The organism is Lysinibacillus sp. TE18511 (assembly GCF_054062295.1).
Window position 1 is genome coordinate 1 of the sequence record NZ_JBSSFD010000014.1, and the last position, 23,793, is coordinate 23,793.

The 23,793-nt window shown below is 36.5% G+C and carries 20 protein-coding genes and 1 pseudogene; 4 read left to right on the forward strand and 17 right to left on the reverse strand.

Annotated features, from left to right (window positions below):
- From ACVWXS_RS12195 to ACVWXS_RS12245, 11 genes are all read right to left on the reverse strand, one after another.
- The coding region (locus ACVWXS_RS12195) for a hypothetical protein (RefSeq protein ID WP_456958401.1) at nucleotides 1-856 on the reverse strand (856 nt) is incomplete at its 3' end.
- A gap of 679 nt (nucleotides 857-1,535) precedes the next feature.
- Nucleotides 1,536-2,333: a CsxC family protein gene (locus tag ACVWXS_RS12200; protein WP_456958402.1), complete on the reverse strand. Its 798-nt coding sequence runs from the start codon at nucleotides 2,331-2,333 to the stop codon at nucleotides 1,536-1,538.
- 698 nt (nucleotides 2,334-3,031) lie between these two features.
- Nucleotides 3,032-3,769 (reverse strand): 16S rRNA (uracil(1498)-N(3))-methyltransferase, encoded by a 738-nt coding sequence (locus ACVWXS_RS12205; protein ID WP_402990096.1) that lies wholly within the window; start codon nucleotides 3,767-3,769, stop codon nucleotides 3,032-3,034.
- Nucleotides 3,770-3,850: 81 nt separating this feature from the next.
- A complete protein-coding gene (gene prmA / locus ACVWXS_RS12210) occupies nucleotides 3,851-4,792 on the reverse strand; it encodes a 50S ribosomal protein L11 methyltransferase (protein WP_368635899.1) in 942 nt (313 codons plus the stop codon).
- A 21-nt stretch (nucleotides 4,793-4,813) separates the two neighbouring features.
- Nucleotides 4,814-5,932, reverse strand: coding sequence for a molecular chaperone DnaJ (gene dnaJ / locus ACVWXS_RS12215; RefSeq protein WP_374965885.1), 1,119 nt, complete (start codon nucleotides 5,930-5,932; stop codon nucleotides 4,814-4,816).
- A gap of 236 nt (nucleotides 5,933-6,168) precedes the next feature.
- Nucleotides 6,169-8,007 (reverse strand): molecular chaperone DnaK, encoded by a 1,839-nt coding sequence (gene dnaK / locus ACVWXS_RS12220; RefSeq protein ID WP_368635897.1) that lies wholly within the window; start codon nucleotides 8,005-8,007, stop codon nucleotides 6,169-6,171.
- Nucleotides 8,008-8,081: 74 nt separating this feature from the next.
- Nucleotides 8,082-8,657, reverse strand: a complete 576-nt coding sequence (gene grpE / locus ACVWXS_RS12225) for a nucleotide exchange factor GrpE (protein WP_368635896.1) — start codon at nucleotides 8,655-8,657, stop codon at nucleotides 8,082-8,084.
- A gap of 2 nt (nucleotides 8,658-8,659) precedes the next feature.
- The gene (gene hrcA, locus ACVWXS_RS12230; RefSeq protein ID WP_368635895.1) at nucleotides 8,660-9,688 is read right to left on the reverse strand and encodes a heat-inducible transcriptional repressor HrcA; all 1,029 of its coding nucleotides are present in this window, start codon (nucleotides 9,686-9,688) and stop codon (nucleotides 8,660-8,662) included.
- Between the two features lie 89 nt (nucleotides 9,689-9,777).
- Entirely contained in the window at nucleotides 9,778-10,923 is a 1,146-nt protein-coding gene (gene hemW, locus ACVWXS_RS12235) for a radical SAM family heme chaperone HemW (protein ID WP_456958403.1), read from the reverse strand.
- A gap of 538 nt (nucleotides 10,924-11,461) precedes the next feature.
- Entirely contained in the window at nucleotides 11,462-12,622 is a 1,161-nt protein-coding gene (chrA, locus tag ACVWXS_RS12240; protein ID WP_456958404.1) for a chromate efflux transporter, read from the reverse strand.
- A gap of 265 nt (nucleotides 12,623-12,887) precedes the next feature.
- On the reverse strand, nucleotides 12,888-13,730 hold the full coding sequence (locus ACVWXS_RS12245) for a DUF4179 domain-containing protein (protein WP_456958405.1): 843 nt from the start codon (nucleotides 13,728-13,730) through the stop codon (nucleotides 12,888-12,890).
- A gap of 157 nt (nucleotides 13,731-13,887) precedes the next feature.
- Between ACVWXS_RS12245 and ACVWXS_RS12250 the strand changes: the two genes are divergently transcribed.
- Entirely contained in the window at nucleotides 13,888-14,067 is a 180-nt protein-coding gene (locus ACVWXS_RS12250; RefSeq protein ID WP_456958406.1) for a hypothetical protein, read from the forward strand.
- A gap of 116 nt (nucleotides 14,068-14,183) precedes the next feature.
- On the opposite strand, the gene ACVWXS_RS12255 is transcribed toward ACVWXS_RS12250, so the two are convergent.
- Nucleotides 14,184-15,374 (reverse strand): DHH family phosphoesterase, encoded by a 1,191-nt coding sequence (locus ACVWXS_RS12255; RefSeq protein WP_456958407.1) that lies wholly within the window; start codon nucleotides 15,372-15,374, stop codon nucleotides 14,184-14,186.
- A 525-nt stretch (nucleotides 15,375-15,899) separates the two neighbouring features.
- Here ACVWXS_RS12255 and ACVWXS_RS12260 point away from each other — a divergent pair.
- Nucleotides 15,900-17,543: a pyridoxal phosphate-dependent decarboxylase family protein gene (locus ACVWXS_RS12260; protein ID WP_374965878.1), complete on the forward strand. Its 1,644-nt coding sequence runs from the start codon at nucleotides 15,900-15,902 to the stop codon at nucleotides 17,541-17,543.
- Nucleotides 17,518-19,224 carry a methyl-accepting chemotaxis protein gene (locus tag ACVWXS_RS12265; protein ID WP_456958408.1) on the forward strand — a complete coding sequence of 569 codons (1,707 nt, stop codon included), beginning with the start codon at nucleotides 17,518-17,520 and terminating at the stop codon, nucleotides 19,222-19,224. The genes ACVWXS_RS12260 and ACVWXS_RS12265 overlap by 26 nt, the downstream gene beginning before the upstream one ends.
- A gap of 118 nt (nucleotides 19,225-19,342) precedes the next feature.
- Here the strand turns inward: ACVWXS_RS12265 and ACVWXS_RS12270 are convergent, their stop codons facing one another.
- From ACVWXS_RS12270 to ACVWXS_RS12285, 4 genes and pseudogenes are all read right to left on the reverse strand, one after another.
- Nucleotides 19,343-20,008, reverse strand: coding sequence for an NAD-dependent epimerase/dehydratase family protein (locus ACVWXS_RS12270; RefSeq protein WP_456958409.1), 666 nt, complete (start codon nucleotides 20,006-20,008; stop codon nucleotides 19,343-19,345).
- A gap of 471 nt (nucleotides 20,009-20,479) precedes the next feature.
- A pseudogene (locus ACVWXS_RS12275) lies at nucleotides 20,480-20,908 on the reverse strand (RNA-guided endonuclease InsQ/TnpB family protein); the annotation flags it as partial.
- A gap of 422 nt (nucleotides 20,909-21,330) precedes the next feature.
- A complete protein-coding gene (locus ACVWXS_RS12280; RefSeq protein WP_456958410.1) occupies nucleotides 21,331-21,759 on the reverse strand; it encodes a GatB/YqeY domain-containing protein in 429 nt (142 codons plus the stop codon).
- A gap of 157 nt (nucleotides 21,760-21,916) precedes the next feature.
- The gene (locus ACVWXS_RS12285) at nucleotides 21,917-22,252 is read right to left on the reverse strand and encodes a hypothetical protein (RefSeq protein ID WP_456958411.1); all 336 of its coding nucleotides are present in this window, start codon (nucleotides 22,250-22,252) and stop codon (nucleotides 21,917-21,919) included.
- A gap of 67 nt (nucleotides 22,253-22,319) precedes the next feature.
- Here ACVWXS_RS12285 and ACVWXS_RS12290 point away from each other — a divergent pair, with 67 nt between their 5' ends.
- A complete protein-coding gene (locus ACVWXS_RS12290) occupies nucleotides 22,320-22,553 on the forward strand; it encodes a hypothetical protein (RefSeq protein WP_456958412.1) in 234 nt (77 codons plus the stop codon).
- Nucleotides 22,554-22,771: 218 nt separating this feature from the next.
- Here ACVWXS_RS12290 and ACVWXS_RS12295 read toward each other — a convergent pair whose 3' ends face one another.
- Nucleotides 22,772-23,530, reverse strand: coding sequence for a formate/nitrite transporter family protein (locus ACVWXS_RS12295; protein ID WP_456958413.1), 759 nt, complete (start codon nucleotides 23,528-23,530; stop codon nucleotides 22,772-22,774).
- Nucleotides 23,531-23,793: the final 263 nt, after the last annotated feature.

The following is a 23,793-nucleotide window of genomic DNA, read 5'->3' on the forward strand; positions in this document are numbered from 1 at the left end:
CTAAATCCTGTTCTTCTACAGGATTCGTTTCACCTACCTCTTCTGTTTTAAGAGGATCATTCATTCCATCCTCAATTTTATTTTCAGAGGCAATGGGCAGTTCACGAGTGGAATCTAGATGTGCTACTAAATCCTGTTCTTCTACAGGATTCGTTTCACCTACCTCTTCTGTTTTAAGAGGATCATTCATTCCATCCTCAATTTTATTTTCAGAGGCAATGAGCAGTTCACGAGTGAAATCTAGATGTGCTACTAAATCCTGTTCTTCTACAGGATTCGTTTCACCTACCTCTTCTGTTTTAAGAAGATCATCCATTTCATCCTCAATTTTAATTTCAGAAGGAAAGAGCAGTTCACGATTGGAATCTAGATGTGTTGCTAGACCCTGTTCTTCCATAGGATTGGTTCCTTCTGTCTCCTCTGTTTTAAGAAAATCATTCATTCCATCCTCAATTTTAATTTCAGAAGCAATGAACAGTTCTCGAGTGGAATCTAGATGTGTTGCTAGTTCCTGTTCTTCTACAGGATTCGTTCCTTCTGCCTCCTCTTTTTCAAGGAGATTATTCACTTCATCCTCAATTTTATTTTCAGAAGCAATGAGCAGTTCACGATTGGAATCTAGATGTACTGCAAGATTCGCTCCCTCTACAAGGCTGCTTTTATCTTCTTTTTCTATATCAAGGAGATCATTTACAAAATCGGAATCAGGAGAATTTAACATTTCACATGTAGAATTAAGTTCAGATGTATAATCTTGTCTTTTGGGAGGCTTAATTTGACTCTTACAAATGATGAAAACTTTTTGCTTAGAAGAAATTCCCTTCATCTCACTATAGTTAATCCATGGAGTTTTCATTAATTCACTCCTCGTAATAAAGTTTTAAGAAATAAAGTGCAACAGTTAATTCTTAAAATATTCCTACGCTTTTTTTCAACTAAGACATCTTCTTGATCGATTTTTCGTTTAGACTTTTGAGTTCTTCTAGGAAACATGATCAAAATTCGTTTTCTTCAAGAAAAACTCACATAATAACCCATTTTTATTGCTTTTACTAATGCCTAAAAACAAGCACTTTTCTATTTTTACCCGGAGATATGTAGATGTGTTTAGCTCATAAAGATGTCCATATTACGAATGTCAGCAAGTACAATTTAAACAACAAAATTATAAGCTACTTTTATTTTGAACTAAGTGTTGCACTTATCATTAAAACCATTTTATGCTTTACTTTTACTTTTGTCACAGAGCATTCCAAATCTTAGTAACAATTGAGAGGCACTGACATAGTAAAAAATTGTGCATTACTCCAAAATTCAGTCATCGAAAGAAAAGAAATTATTAGTAAGATTTTCAATATAAGAATATTATAATAAGGCAACGTGTAAGTGAATTCTAATCGTTATCTATAACAAAAAAGGCAGTTGAAAGTTCGATTCAACCGAGCTTTCAACTACCAAGTTAAATATTGAATTTTTTTCAGGGCCCCTTGAAATGCCCTTTTTTATCTCCGTTGCTCCTCTATAAAACTAAAGATTTAACAAGGATTAGAAGGAGGTTCAATAGATGGTGGAGTCAATCCTGAAAGATTAGGAGTTATTACAGAACCACCAGCATCAAGGCGGACTTGTTGAACTTGCACTACTTTCACAGTAAGATCTAGTACAATTTTTTCACGCAATGTGCAGAAAGTACCTTCAGGTCTTGCCATATTTGGTGAAAAATCAAGTTCAAAGAAGTTTGCAGCTACTAACTCGCCAAATGGTTGTTCATTGTATTTAACGAGATTTTGGAAGAATGCCTTATCCAATCGAGCATCCATTTGAGTTTTTTCATTTAGGAAGTTTACTTCGGCAAACTCGGAAATTCCTAAGATTGGAGTAGGGCCCCCAGGAGTTTCTGGGAAAGTAAGGTCTGCAAAACCGGAAAACGGAACATCGGCAATTCTATCTCGAAGTGCCCCATTACATTCTGCTGCAGCATACTCTATATTTTTGCGAATATGCCCTGCTACAAATAATTTAGCCCTTGTTACTCTAAAAAAGTCACTGTTATCAATACGTGCAAATCTAACCGGTACTAGTTTAATCTGATTTAGGAATACATTTTTTTTCACTCTTTTGATTTCAGTTGCTGCAGGAGTAAGCGTAATATCCGACTCCACAACTATTTGAAGTGTTGGTTCTGCAAGTACAACTGGTACTTTAATAATTGGACGCACAACTGGTGTAGCGACTACTCGAGTAACTTCACTAGTTAATGGTATTTGTTCAGTTGATCTTACTGGGCAAGGTAGGATTTGATCATTTGATTGATTATTTGATTGATTATTCAAAAAAAATCTCCTCATTTCATTTTGTATTTTTTGAGAGCTCTCCATACCAGAATATGCAGCAATTGAATCTATGAATAGACGTGTATACTAGTTTTTTATTTTTAAAAAAGGGATTTTTGAGCTGAGAGATAAAAATGAACACAAAATGCCAGGTACTCACCGTTGTCGGCACCTGGTCTAATTGTTACTATCAATTATTATAATTTTTTACTTGTGTTTTAAAGCTTTCCAATACTTGGTCCTTGCCTGATCGCTGGGACTTATCTTTTCCCATTTTATGCTTTTATTTATTTTCTCGTAGTGTAAAGACCGAATCCAAAACCTATACACAAAGCTATTATTGAAATTGTAATTGGTATTTTACCTATTTCAAACAAACGAATATTAGATATTTCAGGAAAAGAATTGGTATATAAGCCTGTAGCAATTAATGAAGATTTGAATCTATTCTACATTCACTAATTACACTTGTTATTAATTTATCCTATTCTAACTAGTTTTTTGTATTACAATGAAAAAGAGCCGATTCAAGTTTTTGAATCGGCTCACATTGTTAGGATTACTTATATTAGCAGTATTATGGTGATTTCTATCTCTTTAAAGCTTGTCACAACTGCATTTATACTCAATTATACTGACGTTTACTCTTGCACAGCTGAGTGTGTGAAAAGCCTCATTTGACAAGTTTAAAAGCTATCTCATTCAAATTCATAAGATATTGCAGACAGTGCATAAAGCGGCGCTGTTTCTGCTCGTAATATTCTGGGTCCTAAAGACATCGTTTGGGCACCAGCTTGAAGCAGAGCATCTGCTTCTTTCCTTGCTATGCCACCTTCTGGACCGAAGATAATAAGAATTGATTTCGACTTCTTCTCATGCACGTTTTTTAGCTTCTCCGCAAACCTTGTACGTAGTTCTGCTTTTGCATCCTCTTCATCTGCTATAAAAACTGCGTCGAAATTGCCCATTTGTTCTACTAGCTGTTTAAAAGAGATTGGTTCATAAATTTCAGGGATCTGTGTACGATGTGATTGTTCAGCTGCTTCTTTTGCAATTTTTTGCAAACGTTCTTGCTTTTTTGCGCCCTTCTTTTTATCCCATTTAACGATGGAACGCTCAGCTTCAAATGGCAGTAGGGCAAACATTCCAAGCTCTGTTGCCTTTTGTGTAATAAGCTCTAATTTATCGCCCTTGGGCAAACCACATGCCACGGTTACATGAACAGGTAACTCAGGAGAAGGAATCGTCTGTCCTATAGATTGGACAAGTACCTCTTCTTCTTCAAAGGCAGTAATTGTACAAATATGGGCGATATTTTGTGCAACTACCACGATTTTGTCGCCCTCTTTCATACGCATTACTCGTTCAATATGTCGTGCATCTTCTCCGCTAATACGCGCTTCCTCTATGGTCGTCTCAATAAAATAACGCTGCATGTTAAACACTCCTTTATAACAAGAAGAGAAAACGCCAAATCACAAGCACTCGGCTCACGATTTGGCGCTTCCTCAGTCAATTTATTGTGGACGACGGGCAATGATAGCTACCCAATCTTCCATTAGTAATACTTCTTCGATCACAAAGCCTGAAGCTTCTAGTGTTGCTTTTACATCATCACGTTTTGCGCCGATGATGCCTGAAGTGACATATAATCCGCCCGGTTTAACAATTGAAAATGCATCGTCAGTAAAGGACATAATAATTTCAGCTAAAATATTGGCTACAACGACATCTGCAGGTTCCTTTACTGTATCCAGTAAGTTCCCATGGAATACAGATACTTTATCATCAACTTTGTTTAACACAATATTTTCTTGCGCTGAACGTACAGCTACTTCATCTAAATCAAGCGCGTGTACGCTTTTAGCTCCTAATAAGGCTGCACCAATTGATAGAACACCTGACCCTGTTCCGATATCGATAACCGTATCTCCCTCTTTTACAACCTTCTCAAGCCCTTGTAAGCACATAACAGTTGTTGGGTGTGTTCCCGTACCAAAGGCCATACCAGGATCTAATTCAATTATTAATTCATCTGTTGATACTGGTGCATATTCTTCCCATGTTGGTACGATTGTAAAGCGTTCAGAAATTTTTACAGGATGATAGTATTGCTTCCACGCTGTTGCCCAGTCTTCTTCGTTTACTTCCACAATCGATACAACATTTTCACCAATATCGATATTGAAGTTCGTTAGATTTGTTATAGCCGCTTTAATTTCTTCGACTGTTTCATTTAAAAAACTAGATTCTGATAAGTAGGCCTTAACAATAACACCATCTTTCGGAAAATCCGCTTCATTTAGTGCATAAATCTCACCATATTGATCTTCACGTGGCTTAGCAAATTCAGCAGAATCCTCGATAACAACACCACTTGCCCCAGCTTCATGCAAAATATTTGAAATTGCTTCTACCGCTTCATTTTTTGTATGAATGGATAATTCTGACCACTTCACGTAGCTCTTCAGCTCCTCTAATTATTCACCTTGGAATTTTTTCTTAAATTTATCGAAAAGTGAGCTTCCTTGTTCTTCAGGAATATCGCCACTAATTTCCGCAAATTCACGTAGTATTTGTTTTTGTCTTTCTGTTAACTTTTCTGGCGTTACAACTTTTACTGTTACATATTGATTCCCTGTGCCATAGCCATGTACATTTTTGACACCTTTGTCTTTTAGACGGAATTGCGCACCTGACTGTGTCCCCGCTGGAATTCGTAATTTTACTTTCCCGTGAACAGTCGGAACTTCAATTTCATCACCAAGAGCTGCTTGAGGGAATGTCAGTCTCAGTTCGTAATAAATATCATCGCCATCACGTTCAAACTCTTGGTGTCCTTGAACGCGGAACATAATATATAAATCTCCTGCTGGCCCTCCATTTATACCTGGTTCACCTTGACCAGACACACGAATTTGCTGACCATCATCAACACCCGCTGGGATTGTTACTTTGATTTTCTTACGTTGTTGAACTTTTCCTTCGCCACGACAAGATGAACATTTTTCTTTAATGATTTTACCTGTACCTTGACATGTCGAACAAGCACGACGATTCATCATACGGCCGAATGGTGTATCCACTGCCTGATTCACTTGACCAGCACCTTTACATGTTGAACATGTTTCAGGGTTAGTTCCTGGTTTTGCACCAGAACCGTGGCAAGTATCACATACTTCATCTTTAGGAATTTCGATTTCTGTTTCTTTCCCGAAAATCGCTTCCTCAAATTTAATATTCATACGATATTGTAAGTCATCACCTTTGCGTGGTGCATTCGGGTCTTGTCGGCGACCGCCACCACCAAAGAACGAACTGAAAATATCCTCGAAGCCGCCAAAGCCGCCGCCTCCGAAGCCACCACCAAAGCCTGCATTTGGATCTTCGTGACCAAATTGATCATAGCGCGCCTTTTTTTGATCGTCACTTAATACTTCATAAGCTTCAGCGATTTCTTTGAATTTTTCATCTGCACCTGGCTCTTTATTAAGGTCAGGATGGTATTGTTTTGATAATTTACGGTAGGCTTTTTTAATTTCATCTTTAGAAGCCGATTTCGTTAAACCAAGCACCTCGTAGTAATCGCGTTTATCCATGATTCACACTCCGCTCTTTTTGCATAAAATCTATTGTATCATGCAGTTAAAAAAACTGCCTCTATTTTTATTGTTAAATATTCATTAAAAATGTTGCATATATGTTTTTTCACTTTTCTCGCAGTTAACATATGCAACTTAACGATTAAATGTTTGTAGGTTATACCTAATAATATAGAGAAAAGCCAAAGCCGCAAGCGGTCTTTGGCTTCTTCACTTAACTGTGTTACTTACTATTATTTATCGTCTTTTACTTCTTCAAAGTCAGCGTCAACGATATCGTCTTTTTTACCAGCGCCAGCATCTGCACCTGCATCGCCACCTTGAGCTGCTTGAGCAGCTGCTGCAGCTTGTTCATATACTTTCATTACTAATGGCTGTAATACGCCTTCTAGTTTTTCTTTAGCAGATTTAATGCCTTCTAATTCGCCAGCTTCTAACGCTTTTTTCAGTTCATCACGAGCATCTTCAACAGATTTTTTCTCGTCTTCTGAAATTTGTTCGCCTAAGTCAGCAATTGTTTTGTCAACTTGGAACACTAATTGGTCTGCTTCGTTGCGAAGATCAGCTTCTTCTTTACGTTTAGAATCTGCATCAGCATTTGCTTCAGCATCTTTTACCATACGTTCAATTTCTTCCTCTGATAAACCAGAATCAGACTGAATAACGATTGTTTGTTCTTTGTTAGTACCAAGGTCTTTCGCTTTAACAGATACGATACCATTTTTATCAATATCGAAAGTTACTTCGATTTGTGGTACACCACGTGGTGCTGGTGGAATATCCGATAATTGGAAGCGACCTAATGTTTTGTTGTCTGCTGCCATTGAACGTTCACCTTGCAGTACGTGAATATCTACTGCTGGTTGGTTGTCAGCTGCAGTTGAGAATACTTGTGATTTAGAAGTTGGGATCGTAGTGTTACGGTCAATTAATTTTGTGAATACGCCACCCATAGTTTCGATACCTAATGAAAGTGGAGTTACGTCAAGTAAAACTACGTCTTTTACATCACCAGTTAATACGCCGCCTTGAACAGCAGCACCCATTGCTACAACTTCGTCAGGGTTTACACCGCGGTGTGGCTCTTTATTAGTTTCTTTACGTACAGCTTCTTGTACAGCTGGAATACGAGTAGAACCACCAACTAAGATTACTTGGTCAAGTTCAGATGTTGATAGACCTGCATCAGATAATGCTTGACGTACTGGACCTACTGTACGGTTTACTAATGGTAATGTAATTTCGTCAAATTTTGCACGAGTTAAAGAAATTTCTAAGTGTAATGGACCCGCTTCACCAGCAGTGATGAATGGTAAAGAAATTTGAGTAGATGTTACACCAGATAAATCTTTTTTCGCTTTTTCAGCTGCATCTTTTAGACGTTGCATAGCCATTTTATCTTTTGAAAGGTCAATGCCATTTTCTTTTTTGAATTCTGCTACAAGATACTCGATGATAGCATCGTCGAAATCGTCCCCACCTAGTTTGTTATCACCAGCTGTTGCTAATACTTCAAATACTCCGTCACCTAATTCAAGAATAGATACGTCAAATGTACCACCACCAAGGTCAAATACTAATACTTTTTGATCTTGATCTTGTTTGTCTAAACCATAAGCAAGTGCAGCAGCTGTTGGTTCGTTGATAATACGCTCTACTTCTAGACCAGCGATTTTACCAGCGTCTTTTGTAGCTTGACGTTGAGCGTCATTGAAGTAAGCAGGTACTGTAATAACCGCTTTTGTTACTTTTTCACCTAAGTAATCTTCCGCATAACCTTTTAAGTATTGTAGAATCATTGCAGATACTTCTTGTGGAGTATATTCATTTTCTTCCACTTTAACTTTTTCAGATGTACCCATTTTAGATTTAATAGAAATAATTGTGTTAGGGTTTGTTACTGATTGACGTTTTGCTACTTCACCAACTTGACGTTCACCATTTTTAAATGCAACAACAGATGGTGTTGTACGGTTTCCTTCTGGGTTTGGAATTACTTTCGGTTCCCCACCTTCAAGTACAGAAACGCAAGAGTTTGTTGTTCCTAAGTCAATACCAATAATTTTGCTCATTAAAATTTCCTCCTATTAATTAAACGCAAAGGATGCGTTTTCTACTAAATGTAATTGACTAAATAGTGCTATGACTATTCGTTTACAGATACCATTGTTGGGCGTAATACACGATCCTTTAACATATAGCCTTTTTGAAGCTCGCGTAAGACAACACCCGTTTCTTTTTCACTATCTTGCTCCTGCATGACAGCTTGGTGAACATTTGGATCAAATTGCTCACCTTCTGCTTTAATAATTTGCAAGCCTTCCTTCTCAGTCGCTTCTATTAGAGAGCGGTACACCATTTCGATACCTTTTACGATAGAAGCAGTTTCTTCTGAAGTCGCTTCAACTTGTAAGGCACGCTCAAAATTATCGATAACCGGCAATAAATCTGAGAGTAAGCTCTGAGCACGGTACTTTTCAGCAGCCTCACGATCAAGTTGACTGCGACGACGTATATTATCGAAGTCAGCACGTAAGCGTAAATGACGATTTTCCTCATCGTCTAGCTTTGCTTGTAACTCAGCTAGCTTTGCTTCGTACTGTTCTTCGATTGTTAATTCAGTTTCTTGTCCTACTTCTACTTCATTTTCAGCATGTACATTCTTTTCTTCTTGTACAAGGTCTTTGTTTTCAGTTGTTTCCGTCACTTGAATCCTCCTCATTATCAATCACTACGGTTCTTCGTAAAGGCTAGTGTTAAATCCATGCGCATTACGTCTAGTAAAGCAACAACACGTTTATAATCCATACGTGTAGGACCAATAATTGCTATAGCTCCCTGCTGGTCTTCACCAATAGAATAAGTGGTCGTAATGACACTACAGTTTTCCATTTCTAACTGTTTATTTTCCGAGCCAATACGAATTTGAATGCCCGATTCATTGGGATGGAAGAGCGACTGCACTTGGCTAGTCGTTTCCATTAAGTCCAAAATCATTCGGACTTTATTTAAATCGTGGAATTCCGGTTGGTTGAACATATTTGTTTTACCACCATAGTAAATTTTACTTTCCGAATTATGCATCGTCGCTGTAACGAGAGCGTGAACAAAATCATCCGCTGATCGAACATGCTGCTGTAATACTGCTAGCACTTCAGCTTCGAGTTTTATATGAATATCCTCTAATGACACACCAACTAGGCGGTCATTTAAGATATTAACCATTTTCTCTAATTCAGAAGCGGTAAAATTAGGCGGTAAATTAAACATCCGATTTTCAACATGTCCGTTATTCGTTACGATAATCGCTACTGCTGTATCGCTAGAGAGTGGCACAATTGAAAATCGTTTAACACGATGTCGTTGAACATCAGGTCCTAAAAGAATCGATGTATACGATGTCAGCTCTGATAAAATATTGGCAGACTTTCGGATAATATGCTCCACTTCTACTAAACGATCGTTGAAAATTGATTGGATTTGCTGAATGTCCCTTGAATTAATGCCCTGTGGGTTCAACAAATGATCTACATAAAATCTATAACCCTTTTCCGAAGGCACTCGACCAGAGGAAGTGTGCGTTTTTTCTAAGAAGCCTAATTCCTCTAAATCCGCCATTTCATTTCGAATCGTGGCTGGACTAAATGTAATCTCTTGCTTTTTGGAGATTTGGCGAGAACCTACCGGCTGTGCAAACATAATAAAGTCGTCTACAATGGCTTGCAATATTTGTAATTGCCGATTTGTTAGCATGATTATCACCTCTGTTAGCACTCAATCAAGAGGAGTGCTAATACTATTAATAAGTTATCAAATCCCACATTTTATGTCAACGATATCGCTCAATCTTCTAGTAAAAATTGTTGAAATACTTCATTACCTACAAAACGACCTTTTCGCGTAAGACGAATTCCTTTTGGATCATCTTCCAAAAGACCTTCTGAAACTAGTTTTTCAATGACATGTCGGTAACGCACATGCATCGATTCCTTAAATTTTTCTTCATATATAGTGTGTGTAATTCCTTCTATTTTACGCAAACCTAAAAACATTTGCTCTTCTCGTTTCTCATTCTCAGTTACAACATGTTCATACATAATTGGTAGTTCCCCTGCATTCACTGTCTCCATATACTTTTTCAACGGTCCATGGTTTGAATAACGCACACCAGCTAGATATCCATGGGCACCAGCACCAAAGCCTGCATACTCATCGTTTTCCCAGTAAATTTTGTTATGTTTAGAACTGAAACCAGCTTGTGCAAAATTGCTAATTTCGTATTGTTGAAGTCCATGTGCCTCCATCTGGTTCATCAGCACATCATACATATCCGCTTCAAGATCTTCAGTCGGTAAATGTAGCTTACCTTTTGTGTATTGATTATAAAAAATCGTTTTTGGCTCCACGATTAGTGAATACGCTGAAAAATGTGGTAAATCAAGTGCAAATGCTTTTTCTAAGGTATCCTTCCATTGAGCCATCGTCTGCCCCGGCAAACCATACATTAAATCTAGACTAATATTTCTGAAACCAACCTTTTTAGCCAAGGCAATTGTTTCATAGACGTGCTTGTTGCTATGTGTACGACCAATTTTCTTTAACAACTCTTGATCAAAAGATTGCACACCCATACTTAAGCGATTTACACCACCATCAAACAATGCCCGCATTTTTGCCTCTGACAGCTCGTCCGGATTGGCCTCTGATGTAAATTCTGTCACACTGCTCATCGGAATATACGTACGAATAAGCTCAAGAAGTTTCACTAATTGTTGAGGCGATAAGGCTGTTGGTGTACCGCCTCCAAGAAATATCGTTTCGATTTGTTTAAAGCTCTCGGGATATTTTTTTGTAGCAAGCTCCATCTCCTTGCCCAGCGCTTCTATATATTCATCCACAGGTTGATTTTTAAAATAAAATTTATTGAAATCGCAATAGTTACAAATTTGATGACAAAAAGGAATATGAATGTAAACACCTCGTGCCATAGCTATCCCTTCTTTCTCGTTAAGTCTTTTTCCATTTCCTCATTATAAACAAACACTCAAGAGAACGCTATGAATCAAACCATTTAGAATGCCGAATCAATTATGCCTCGGCATAATTGCGTCCGGAATCGGCGGAGGCTTAACTCGTTACTAATGAGTAAATATGAACTTGATATTTAAATCAGCATAACTATAACCGTCGAGGAAATTACACTGAATTACGTAAAATAGATTCAAATGCACAAGTTTAACGAAGCGATAGCCCAATTACGCCAAGGTCACTGAATTTTTCGGCTATGTATTCCTTTGAAATTATTAATTTTTTTCAAATGAATAAGCGTATTCGATTGTTAAGGTCGAATACGCTTGTATGTTCGTTGGCAATAAGTTACTACTATCAAAGTGCTTTGATTGTGTAATAAAAATCTAATGTTTGAGACTGATTCATAATTTCAATAGCAAGCACTCGTGCACTAGTATCTCGACATTGAGCCTTTACGGAAGTAAGCTATTCGATGCAACTATAATTACATTGAGCTTAGTTAAAAATAACGCCTACTACAACACCTATTAGCACAAGTAAATAAGGTGGAATTCTCCAGCGTATTAAAAGCAATAAAAATACTGAAGCTATAAGTATGTCTAGTCCATTTTGAATTGTCTGCGTTACAATAGGATGAATAAAAGCAGCAGCTAAAATCCCAACAACCGCAGCATTTGCTCCAGCCATCGCCCCTCTTAATCCAACGATACGGTTAAGTGCAAGCCAAAAAGGCATTGCCCCCACTATTAGTAAAAAAGCCGGTAAAAAAATGGCTACTGTTGCTATGATGGCCCCTGGTACTCCAGCAATGACCATACCTATATAGGAGGCAAACGTAAATAATGGGCCAGGGACCGCCTGTGTCATTCCGTAGCCTGCTAAAAAATCCGAAGAACTCATTAATCCACTTTGAACAAACTGTGCCTCTAGTAAAGGCAACACGACATGACCTCCACCAAACACTAATGCACCTGATAGATAAAACTTTTCAATCATCGCAAACCATTCATATTGAATAAATGGGCTAGCAACTGGTAAACCAACAAGCAATATGACAAACAGCGCTAAAAAACATACACCAGTCGTTTTTGAAATAGGTATAACCGCTTCTTTTAAGCCATCCCTTTCAGCGGTTTTCTTAAAAAATTGATAGCCTATGACAGAAGCAACGAAAATAGCAGTTACCTGTGCAAGTGGATGCATCCATAAAAGCACCACTACAAGTGCTAACAAAGCGATTATAAAATGGCGAATACTAAGGATTAATTTTTTTGACATATCAAAAATAGCTTGTGCAACAATCGCAACCGCTACTAATTTTAAGCCGTGAACCCAACCCATCTCCAACTCAGTCCGTGTAGAAAAATAGGCAAATGCCATAAGCAGCAAAACTGACGGTAATGTAAAACCAAGAAATGACACAATACTACCAAAAATCCCGCCTCTTAATAAGCCGATACCCATCCCTACCTGGCTCGATGCTGGTCCGGGTAAAAATTGACTGAGTGCAACAAGCTGACTGTAGTCATGATCAGATAACCATTTACGCTTTTGAACATATTCATTTTGAAAATACCCTAAATGTGCAGTGGGACCCCCAAAGGATGTACAACCTAATTTAAGCGAAACTAAAAAAATTTCCCATAACCTACGCAATATCTTCAACTACTTTCCATATCATCTATATTTATATTACGCTGGGTAATCCTCCTCTTGGATTAAGATATTGTAAATTTTTTTAGGTATGTCGATTATCCATATTAATTAAAAGACTCTGATTTCTGCTACGGGCTACAATCAGTTAAAATAGGGATATATTAGCAAAATAGCAACAAAAAAATCCTTTTATCGCTCAATAGTAAACCTATTTTTTCCTAATCAACACGCCTGAAAGTTTTTAATTACGGTTAATCAAGGATAGTTATTTTTCCCTAATCTTAACAGCAGAACCGAGTTCACTTCCATCTACAGCAACAGGAATTAGCTCATAGCCCTTCCCCGTTAAATATACTGTATCGAGGCGAACACCCCACTTCGTATAATCTTCGTTTAAAGGATACGTAGTGTTAAAGTCCCAAGATTCCCCTGATGCTGATTGGATTTTAAAATGTATCGCTTCATTTAAAAGGCTATTCTCAGAATGAAAGTAAATCGTTGTTGATATTGGTGTAGAAATAACCTCCTCGATCGTTATCTCTTGACCATCTAATAGCTTCACTTTTTTCGCAACAGGGAAAGTCTTCCTATCTTCTTGTAATTGCTTTTGTGAAGCCTCCACTTGAAATTCCCACGGCTCGTCAATCTTTTTTTCTCCGTTCCAGTCGTTATAGCGAATATCTAAATTTAATATTTTGTCCTTTGGTAGTTCACTCAATTTCACACTACTATAGATAGTAAAAGTCTTATCGGATTGTGCGATGGACTGTCCTCCATTTCTAACCGTGAATTCTTTCCCATTCACAAAAACCTGTGGAAAGAGATAAATTTGATCATCAAAATGTACATCCTTTACTGGCTTAAAGGTAGCATTCAATAAGATCTGATTATCGTCAATTATTATTTCATTTAATGTTAAACGTCCGAGTTTATTTTCAGTAGTTTTACCAACAACTGTTTTGTAGGTTTCGAAATTCAATTCCTTATTAAACAAAAAATAAAAAACAAATACACAAGTAACTACCAATAAAAGCAAGACTACAATAAACCATGCTTTACGTCCTCGATTTTCCTTAGGCTGACCCTCGATTATCAAATCATTGGACATCATGTACACCTCATTTTAAGAAAGTATGTCTACACAAATGCTTTTTATTTATTGTAGTTTTCAGTTGAACATTATATAACCTCTAACAATGTCAAGGCATGACGGATTTCACTATGTATCTAAAGGAATAATTAATATTCCTTTAATGTGTTAACTCTTGGGCAAAAATGTCACTAGTGATAAAACAAAACTTCAACAAGATGTGTTTTTGCGCGAAAGCGAAGCGTCAGCAATAACATGCTTTTGTCTGTGCGAAAGCAACAACGCAAGCGAAGAAATCGGTTTGACGCTTGCTCACATGAAAGTATGGTCTGAAACAGAAATTACCCTCATTTAAAGTATTGCAACAACCACAAAGATTTCCTTGACCATTTTATTTTTCAACATGCTTTGTATGACATCTTAATAATTTCATTCACACAATAACACTATGAAAGGAATAATCTATATCCCTTACTCTTGATGTCGAATCTTTTTAGCCTCTTCCATTAAATAATCTACAAATACCTCATCTTTCACTAACCATGCTTGATAATTTCTTTTTAAAAACCATTCCGCTTCATAAAAGCTTGTAAAGATTTGATCTAATGGACGTTTATTTTTTTCAATTACCCAATCAAAATCACTTATTGAATATAGGAGGAAAATTTCTTCCTTGAGGTTTTTATACAATGTCCCAAAAGAAGAAAACCTTAAATTATAGCGATTTCGTTTCGCATCCTCTGGTATTGGTTCTATATGAAATGTTTGTGCCACGTACTGCTGATAAGCTTCATCTGTTAAAGAACAACCAGCCGCTTTTTGATGGCCGCCTCCTCCAAATTCTCCTGCAATTGCCGAAACATCTATATGATCATGAATCGTTCGAAAGGAAATCTTTTTGCCTCCCATATTTAAGATAGCTATAAAATCAAGGTGTGCATTTTCTTTTCCTAATTCATTACCAAGCTCGGAATGATAAGATTCTGCATAAACCACGCCTGTAAAGAACTCTCCCATAGCTGTTTGCACTAGTTCCCTTTTTTTCCGGCGGATGTAACGTTTTATTTTCTCTTCTTCCATGTTTAAAATTTTCTTTTCAAATTCATCAAAGTCAAACTGCTCACTTGATTTTAAACGTTCAAGCATTTTTTCTTCAAATTCCTCGATGGACACCAAATAAAAAAGAGTATTTAATCGATGTGCTTGGTGATTTTCATTCTTTTCCCATTCCCATGTATCGTATTGTCTAACTAACTCTACAAATTCTGTGATGGAATTCGTTTTTTCTATTAACCCCTGTGTGATAAGATACTGATAAAATAAGGATGTTGCTGATGTTAAATATCCGTTTTCATCTTCTACTAATACTTTACCCCATTCATACTCGTTCAAATGGTGAGCTGTTTTATGATGATCAAGCAGTTGAACATTGCCAGTTGCGTTATAATAATCATTCAATCTTTTTTCATTTTTCTCATTCGGAGATAAATCGGTAATAAATAAATAAGTATCTTGCTGGTTATTGTCTAAAAAGTACTCAATCTCTCGGTCAAGCGACGCAATTGAATTGTATCTTACTTTTACTTGATCATGAAAAGCTAGCTTGGCTAAAATTCCGCAACCTACGCCATCTAAATCATTATGTGATAGCAATTTATACATTTTTTCACCTCAATAAATAGTATGGTTTATCGTTGAAAAAATTATTGGTATGCGGAACAAGAAAAAACTTTATGTGATTTTGGAGAATGCTATTGCAATAATTCGAATAAAGCGACCATAGAACAGAATTTGCATCTATGCAGATTCTGTTTTGACTAAAGTAGTTCTCTCTCCAATAGTCATAAAGTATTAAAACTTTCACTTTATTGTTAAATCAAAAATTATTCAAGACATAGTATTTATCATTAAGTATTTATTTCTCCACAATGCTTAACAATCACTAATTTTTACAATAATTCTCTCATTATTGTCATAAAAACCCTCTTCAATACAACCTTTGTACAAATATCCTATTAGCAAACCTCCCTTTTCAATTAATTAGATTATTTAAAAATGTCGAAAATTAATTTTTCAAGAAAATATAAATTCATTTTCTGTTATAATATGTTATTATATTTTTAGCAAAACGACCTATTTTCACAAGATGAAAAATAGAGGAAATATGAACTATAAAGGATGATGAATATGAAAAAAATCCAACAATTATTCCAAAGCGAAGACGGAAATATCGAACAAAGAGAGAATTTTTTATCTCTGTTAGAGAAAATTGTTTCATCATTAGATGAGTTAAAGAATCCAAAAACAACAACTCTTGGACCGATGAAAGAGCGTTCTGACAATTTCTATAAAGAGCTAATGCAAGATAATCAAGTACCAACTTCAGGTGTAGGACTTGATCAGGTTGTGGATGGATTAACACAATTGATGCAAGGACATCCTTACCATACACGCAACTTTGTAACAAATGTTTTACCAATGGCCAGCATTCCTGGTATTTTAGGTCAATTTACAAGTGCCTTACTTAACGGTAACAATCTATGGGATGTATACGGACCAGCTGCCGCAGAATGTGAGGTAAAGGTTGTAGCAATGATGTCGAAGTTAGTTGGCTACGACTATACGCAAAGCTTTGGCTACACAACATGGGGAGGACAAGGGGCTGTTTTCAGTGGTCTACGTCTTGCTATCGCTAAACAATTCCCTAACGCAAAGGAAGATGGCGTACCAAATAATTTATATTGCTTCGCTTCAGAAAATGCGCATTACAGCTTATTAAAATCAATTGAAGCAGTGGGCATCGGTAGTAAACATTTAATTCGTGTTAAAGCTGGAAAAGATCATTCAATGGATATTGAAGACTTACAAGCTCGTATGACGGAGGTTATAGAAAACGGTGGCATCCCAGTGTATGTAGTTGCTACAACTGGTGCTACAGATCAATTTGCCATCGATGATGTACAAGCTATCAAAAACGTTACAACTAACCTTGAGCAAAAATATTCCTTAAAACCAATACATATTCATGCTGATTCAGCTTTAGGTGGTTTTTATGCCTTTTTCAATGATTATGATTTTAAGGCAAATCCACTTCAGTTCGAGTCTGATGTTTTACAAGGATTAGAACAAATTAAAGAACGTATGCAATATCTGCCTATTGCTGATAGCCTTTGCTTTGACTTCCAAAAGCTTGGTCAAACACCTTATTTGACTAGCTTATTCTTAATTAAAGAAGGGAAACATTTACAGCTGTTAGATATTGAGGACTTCGACACACCTTATGTAGGCAATCGAGGCTATGGTTCTTATCACACAGGCTATACATTAGAGTGCTCTCGTATGGGTAGTTCAATTGCTATTTACGCTGCATTACAGGCCTTTGGTAAAGAAGGCTACCAACAAATATTAGCGAATTATGTACGTGTGAATTTAGCGTTCCGTGCGCAATTAGCGGAAAAAACGCCTATGTTACAAGTAGTAAATGAATCTAATATCGGACCAGTCACAGCATTCCGTATGTATCCTGAAGGCTTTAATTGGAAATCTGAACAGTCTGGTAGCTATACACAAGATCAGATTGAGTATATTAATGGAATTAACGCTTCTTTATTTGAAATTATTGGTGAAGGTCGCGACGAAGTATTTTTCGGTGATACAACACGAGTTTGTACTGTTATCACTAGTGATACAAAACAACAAATGCCAGTCGCTGCTGCAAAATTCTTCTCTATTTCTCCTTATACTGAGACGGAGCATATTGGTGATATGATTCATTTCTTACAACAAAAGTTGAAAGTTTTGGAGGATGCTAAAGTTGAATATAGTAACTAAGCTAAAGAGTTCTTTACTCTATAAATATATTGCTAGCTTTACTATTCCAATTACTATTATTTCAATTTTATTTAGCGTCGTATTATTTATTGCGTCTAATCAAATTATCAATAATTTCGTTATTACACAATTTGAGTCATCTTTAGATGTTATTTCTAAAACTATTTTTGAAGATATAGACATAAACGACGTCAAAGCTGCAGATGACGGTGATAAGGATAAAAATGAAGAACTATTAAATCAATTAAATGAAACACTTAAAAAGTTTAATATTGAAAATGCCTACGTCCTTTCACGTGCAAATGGTAAGGAACATATTGTTGCATTAAGCAATGAAGATAATCAACAAGAGGACTATGTTTTTAGTAAAGAAATGCGTGAAGCGTTAGATTCTGAAACCGTTAAATTTAGTGGAATTTATAAAGATGAATACGGTATTCATAAATCGATTTTTATACCATTTAAAGATACTGATATGCTTTTTGGTATAGATATGGACGCTGCCTTCATTTCTAAACTTCAAACACAGGCTATTTGGATTTGTATCGTTATGACCTTAATTTTTGTGATATTTGGTGTTATCGTGGCTTATATCATTAGTAAAAGCATAATAAAACCAATTAAAAATATGACTGGTTATGTTAGTAAAGTGGCAAAAGGAGACTTAGCCGTGGAACCACTTCATATTCAGGGTTCTCATGAAATTGCACAGCTTTCTGAAGGCATTGAAAATATGACTGCAGACTTACGCTCGCTTATTCAGCAAATTGCTGAAAATGCTGAGCAAGTAGCTGCTATGTCTGAAGAGTTAACAGCAAGCTCTGAGCAAACAAGTGCATCTATTCAACAAATTACTTCTTCTATGCAAGAAGTAGCTGCGGGATCAGAAAAACAAACTTCCTCTATTGAAGAAGTAGAACATCATATTACAACAATCTCTACAAAGATGTCAGAAGTTGTAACGAGCGTTAATGATGTCACTACTAAGGCATTTAGTGCATCTTCTATTTCAGAGAAAGGTAATTCGACGATTCAAAATGCTACTGAAAAGATGGCTGTAACATCTGATGCAATTCAAGAAACTTCGGTAGTTGTGGAACGTTTAAGCACATACACAAATGAGATCGGTGACATCGTGACATTAATTAATGAAATTACTGATCAAACAAATTTACTTGCTTTAAATGCATCGATTGAAGCGGCTCGTGCTGGTGAGCATGGTAAAGGCTTCGCGGTTGTAGCTGATGAAGTTCGCAAACTCGCAGACCAATCGTTAGCAGCGACAAATAGTATTCGAACACGTATTGAAACGATTAAGGAAGAGTCTGCCCAAGCCGTAAAATCAATGGCAATAAGCAGTAATAATCTGGCTGAAAGCTCTACTACTTTTAATGCATCAGGTGAAGCTTTTAAAGAAATCAATGCACATATTACTGAACTCACTCAAGAAATGGATCAAGTTAATAACATCATTACTACAATGAACGAAGGCGTTAATAGCATTGCCATTTCTGTAGAGGAGGTTGGTGTAGTAGCCGTTCAAGCATCTGGAAACATTCAAAATGTAGCAGCTGCTTCTGAAGAACAATCAGCAAGTATTGAAGAGATTACTGCGTCGTCCAATAATTTAGCTGAGATGGCACAGCAACTTCGCAATATCATTCAAAAATTTCAGTTATAAGAAAAACTAAGCAATAATATTCTTCTTTCTGATCACAAAAATCCGCTATACTTTTTGTGGGTAAGTTTCTCCCAACAGAAGTCTATGCGGATTTTTGTTATGATTTTTAAAAGTACTTCTATTTTAATGCCCTCTTGTTCATCCATATAATCGTTTCTTCTAGCCCTACTCTATATGAAGTACGTGGTAACGTGCCTATTTCCTTTTCGTATTTTTCCCCGCTTAAAATGACCGGTTTTTCTGTTAAATACAATATTTCAACCACTTCTTTCATAGAAGGAGAAAATATTCCGATAAGACGAATCATCCCTTTAGAGACTGTACGAATACCTTTTTTGTAGCCTGTGATGTCACGTAAAATTTTTACTAGTTCTTCCCCTGTAATTGTATGAACAGCTGGCACGTTCCAATTCTGATTATATGTGTTATCTCGTAAAGCAAGCTCAACCATAGCCTTTGCCCCATCAACTGTATAAAGAAATTCCCTTTTCACCTGCATATTTCCTACAAAATTAGCTTTTTTACCTTGTGCAACGTTTTTTAACGTTTCATAGAGTATTGTATTCTCTGCATTCGGTCCATATAAATCAGGCAAATGAACGATTAACGATGGTATATTACTTTCCTTCAATTTATTTTCCATTGCTAAACGAATTTTCCCCTTCTTTGTCTGCGGTTCTTTTCTCGTCTCCTCTGTAATTCGGTTTGTGGATTGTCTTCCATATGCATAAATATTATCAACAAGCGCAATCTTTGCTCTTTGCTTTTCCGATACGAAAAACATATACATTTCTTAAAAAAATGTAGACATCTCTACTGTGACACAACTTATATCTTTTGACTTTCGTTTTTGTGTCTTCCTTATTCTCCGAGTCTGGTTTCGCCGAAGCTACTGCCATTTAGGTATGACTCTCCAAAGGCTTAAATTCCGCAGTATCGTTGCGTACACATCTAAGGCTTAGTTTCAGTTAAGTACCTTAGATTGAATAATTTTCCAAATTAATGGTTCTTCACCAAAACGTGTGGTTGATTTCCGTTCCGACTGGGCGCTTTGTTGCTGACGCTTCGCTTTCGCACAGAGCAGAGCTTCCTGGGGCGTCCGATGAGCCGCTTCACTCGCGTTGCTCGCTCCAGGGTCTCGGGCCTACACGATGTAGGTCACGAAGGCGTTATCACAGGACGTGATGCTCTTAGCCTTCGTTCCTCTTTCGCTGATCCCCAAGGAGTCACCCAGCCTCCACTCCAATCAACTTATTTACATAGTATATGTTTTAACAAATGTCATCCACAACTTTTGGTGATGAGCCAAATTAATGCTTACGTTCAAATCTCTATCCAGCTTTCATCAGCAAGAGCAGATATATAATCTGTCTTTCAATTTCAAATCGGTTTTGATTTGTCCACAACTAGAACAAGTTTTTGATGATGGAAACCATCTGTCGGCTTCAACAAATTCAATGCCATATTTTTCACACTTGGATTGAATTTGCCGTTTGTATTCATATAACTTTTGCCCAGCTACCGCCTTCGCCAGATGTTTATTTTTCATCATACCTTTTACATTTAAATGTTCCATTACAATACGAGATGGCTTGGTTTTCACAATCTCATTAGAACACTGGTGTAAATGACTTGTTCGAATGTCGTTAAGCCGCTTATAAAAATTACGGATTTCAGCGTTTAGCAATTTTTCCAATGGATATTAATTCCATGTGTACCACCTCTCTTTCACTAAGATAAAATACTTTACCCTATTTAGAGAGGTTGTTAACATTTTTATAGTTGTATATATTTTTCTTGTTCACACGAAGGCGCAACCCTTCATGCAGTCTTTCTCTCATGAGTAGACCTCTTATGCTTTCACATAAGCGCAGACTATATCTTCATCTTATCTTCTGATAAGAGCCACATTTTTCTTCCGCCATTCGCTTGCGGTTTTACTCTCCCTCAAGGAGATAGTCGTTGAACGTCTTCCTTGTCTCATTAGAGATTTAGCAATAGTTACTAAAAGAAAATTTACTTCTTGGATAATAGAAAGGTAAAAAGACGAATGTTAACTAAAACAATCGGATCACCTACATGGAAGGCGATCCGATTAAACTATAATTATGAAATTAAATTTTTCACAACTTTTGAGATAATAGCACCTTCTGCTTGACCAGTTAATAGAGGTTTTGCAATTTTCATCGCTTCCCCCATATTCATCCCTTTTACAACGCCAGCTGCCACAAGTTTTTCTACAATTTCTTCTTCAGATAATTGCTTTGGCAAAAATGATTTTAATAGTACTAATTTCGCTTCCTCTTTTTCAATTAAGTCAGCTCGTCCTGCATTTTGAGCACCCTCTAATGCCTGATTTGTTTGCTTAACCTCACGATTAACGATAGCAATTTCCTCTTCAGTCGATAAAGCTTCTCCCTTTTCCTTCTCAGCTAAATCTAGGGCAGATTTTAAAAGCGTTAGTACGCCTTTTGCTAATACGTCCTTTTCTTTCATTGCCTTTTTTAATTGTTCAAATACCTCTGTTTTTAACAATCTTTTCACTCCTTCTAGCCATTAATTTCAAATAATATTATACCATCAAATACACCTTAGCGTAATTGTGACTGTCGCTTTGCTTTCGCCACATAAGACATTTCTGAATAAAGAAAAAAACACCGTACCCCTATAGGGTACGGTAAGTTAACTTATACTATTTTGTTTGTTGAAGAACAGATACTTCCGCTTTTGTCTCTAATAAATCAAGTGATACAATTCCAACTTTTGAATCTAAAAAATCAATTTTTTTGCTTAAATTTTGTTCAACCTTATCTAACTTTACTTCCACTGCTTCGATTTTTTCATCTAATCTTCTTTCGACTGTATCGAGTTTCTCTTCTAATCTTCTTTCGACCGCTTCAATTTTCTCTTCTAAACTTCCTTTAACCTCTCCAATTTGTTGCTGAAGATCTAATTTCATTTCTTGCATTTGCTTAGAAAGCTCCAAAATTGCTTGAAGGATGGTATGTTGATTCACTTCTTGTTTCATGATCGTCTTCCTCCTCACTTTTATATAATCTATTAATCTATCTATTAAATTCACGAAATTAATTATATTGACATCCACCAGAGGCTTTAGGCCAACAGATGTTTTTTGTGCGAAAGCGAAGCGTCAGCAACATGGTTTTGTCTGTGCGAAAGCGAAGCGTCAGCAACATGACGTTGGTCACTCAGGCGTTTTCACAGGATGTGAAGCTCTTAGCTTAAGTACCTCTATTTCAGCGGATGTTTTTTGTACCGAAAGCGTAGCGACAGGTACAGATGTTTGGACATCTGCTGAAAGAAGTTAAAAAAGTAGAGTTACACATAAGTAACTCTACTTGTCATTCTATCTATGATTTATCTCAAAGTCAAAGTATTAATAGATGGGATTTGTCAAGTATCATCCGTTAATTTTACTTCAAATAATCTCATGATTTACCCTTTGTATGTAAAACTGCTATAACACATAATATGTTACTAATTCTCCTAATAAGTAAAGATACTAATTGCAAGAGTCATTCAAATATTACTCTTTTGCATTTACCCAATAGACAAAACCAATAACCGCTCCCCCAATAATATTACCTAGTGTTACAGGTAATAAATTTGAAAAGGCTCCAGCAAACGATACTAGTTCACCATGAGGTACTAAAAGAGCAAGTGAAAACAATGTCATATTTGCTATACAGTGCTCAAATCCGATTGTAACAAAAGGAAAAATACAGCAGAAAATCATCACTAATTTTCCAGTCTCTGTCTTTAATTTATAGGTACACCATACTGCCAAGCATACAAGTAAATTACATAAAATACCTCGACATAAAAGTTCAATGAAACTACCACTCATCTTAGCTGTAGCCAGTTTTTCAATGTAAGCTGCTGTGTCTCCTGCTGCTAGCCCCGAGTAAAAAAATAATGCGGCTGCTAAAAGAGAACCAAAGAAGTTTCCTATGTAACTAGACATCCAAATGCCTAACATTTCAAACGGAGATGATTTTTTTGATAGTGTACTAACCGTTAAAACTAAATTATCACCCGTAAATAAATTTGCCCCAGCCATCATGACCATACTAAGGGCCACACCAAATGCTAATCCTTGTACGATTTTCATACTTGGTACCCCAGCAGGACTCAATAAGCCTCCAATAGTAACGATGAGCAAAATGCCAAAGCCAATAAAAAGCCCTCCAAAAATTGCCTGCAGTAAATAATTCACAGGTCTATGCTTCATCATTCTAATTTTTGTTTCAGCTGTTAAACAAACAGTAGAAATTGTTTCTTTCATACTTTCATCTCCTAAAAAACATCAAACTAATTTATATCTCATTTTTAACGCTGATCACAAGTGGTCACCCGATTTTCACTCTAATCAACTTATAAACAAGAGTTTCATTTTATCAAATATTATCCCAAAATAATGGTTATTAGCAGATTTAAAGTAAATTGCATCAAATTAACATATATTCATGTATTTTAAAAGGGAGAGCGTACAAAAGTAGTAAGATATATAGTACGAAGGTTGTACTTTTTCAGATGTCCCAGAAATGG

What these genes read in the sequence shown, in the direction of transcription:
- ACVWXS_RS12270 (WP_456958409.1), bottom strand. Translation starts at nt 20,008, where the DNA reads ATGTTTTTCGTATCGGAAAAGCAAAGAGCAAAGATTGCGCTTGTTGAT.
- ACVWXS_RS12255 (WP_456958407.1), bottom strand. Translation starts at nt 15,374, where the DNA reads ATGTATAAATTGCTATCACATAATGATTTAGATGGCGTAGGTTGCGGA.
- ACVWXS_RS12285 (WP_456958411.1), bottom strand. Translation starts at nt 22,252, where the DNA reads ATGAAACAAGAAGTGAATCAACATACCATCCTTCAAGCAATTTTGGAG.
- ACVWXS_RS12295 (WP_456958413.1), bottom strand. Translation starts at nt 23,530, where the DNA reads ATGAAAGAAACAATTTCTACTGTTTGTTTAACAGCTGAAACAAAAATT.
- dnaK (WP_368635897.1), bottom strand. Translation starts at nt 8,007, where the DNA reads ATGAGCAAAATTATTGGTATTGACTTAGGAACAACAAACTCTTGCGTT.
- hemW (WP_456958403.1), bottom strand. Translation starts at nt 10,923, where the DNA reads ATGGCACGAGGTGTTTACATTCATATTCCTTTTTGTCATCAAATTTGT.
- ACVWXS_RS12205 (WP_402990096.1), bottom strand. Translation starts at nt 3,769, where the DNA reads ATGCAGCGTTATTTTATTGAGACGACCATAGAGGAAGCGCGTATTAGC.
- hrcA (WP_368635895.1), bottom strand. Translation starts at nt 9,688, where the DNA reads ATGCTAACAAATCGGCAATTACAAATATTGCAAGCCATTGTAGACGAC.
- ACVWXS_RS12260 (WP_374965878.1), top strand. Translation starts at nt 15,900, where the DNA reads ATGAAAAAAATCCAACAATTATTCCAAAGCGAAGACGGAAATATCGAA.
- ACVWXS_RS12265 (WP_456958408.1), top strand. Translation starts at nt 17,518, where the DNA reads ATGCTAAAGTTGAATATAGTAACTAAGCTAAAGAGTTCTTTACTCTAT.
- ACVWXS_RS12245 (WP_456958405.1), bottom strand. Translation starts at nt 13,730, where the DNA reads ATGTCCAATGATTTGATAATCGAGGGTCAGCCTAAGGAAAATCGAGGA.
- grpE (WP_368635896.1), bottom strand. Translation starts at nt 8,657, where the DNA reads ATGAGGAGGATTCAAGTGACGGAAACAACTGAAAACAAAGACCTTGTA.
- dnaJ (WP_374965885.1), bottom strand. Translation starts at nt 5,932, where the DNA reads ATGGATAAACGCGATTACTACGAGGTGCTTGGTTTAACGAAATCGGCT.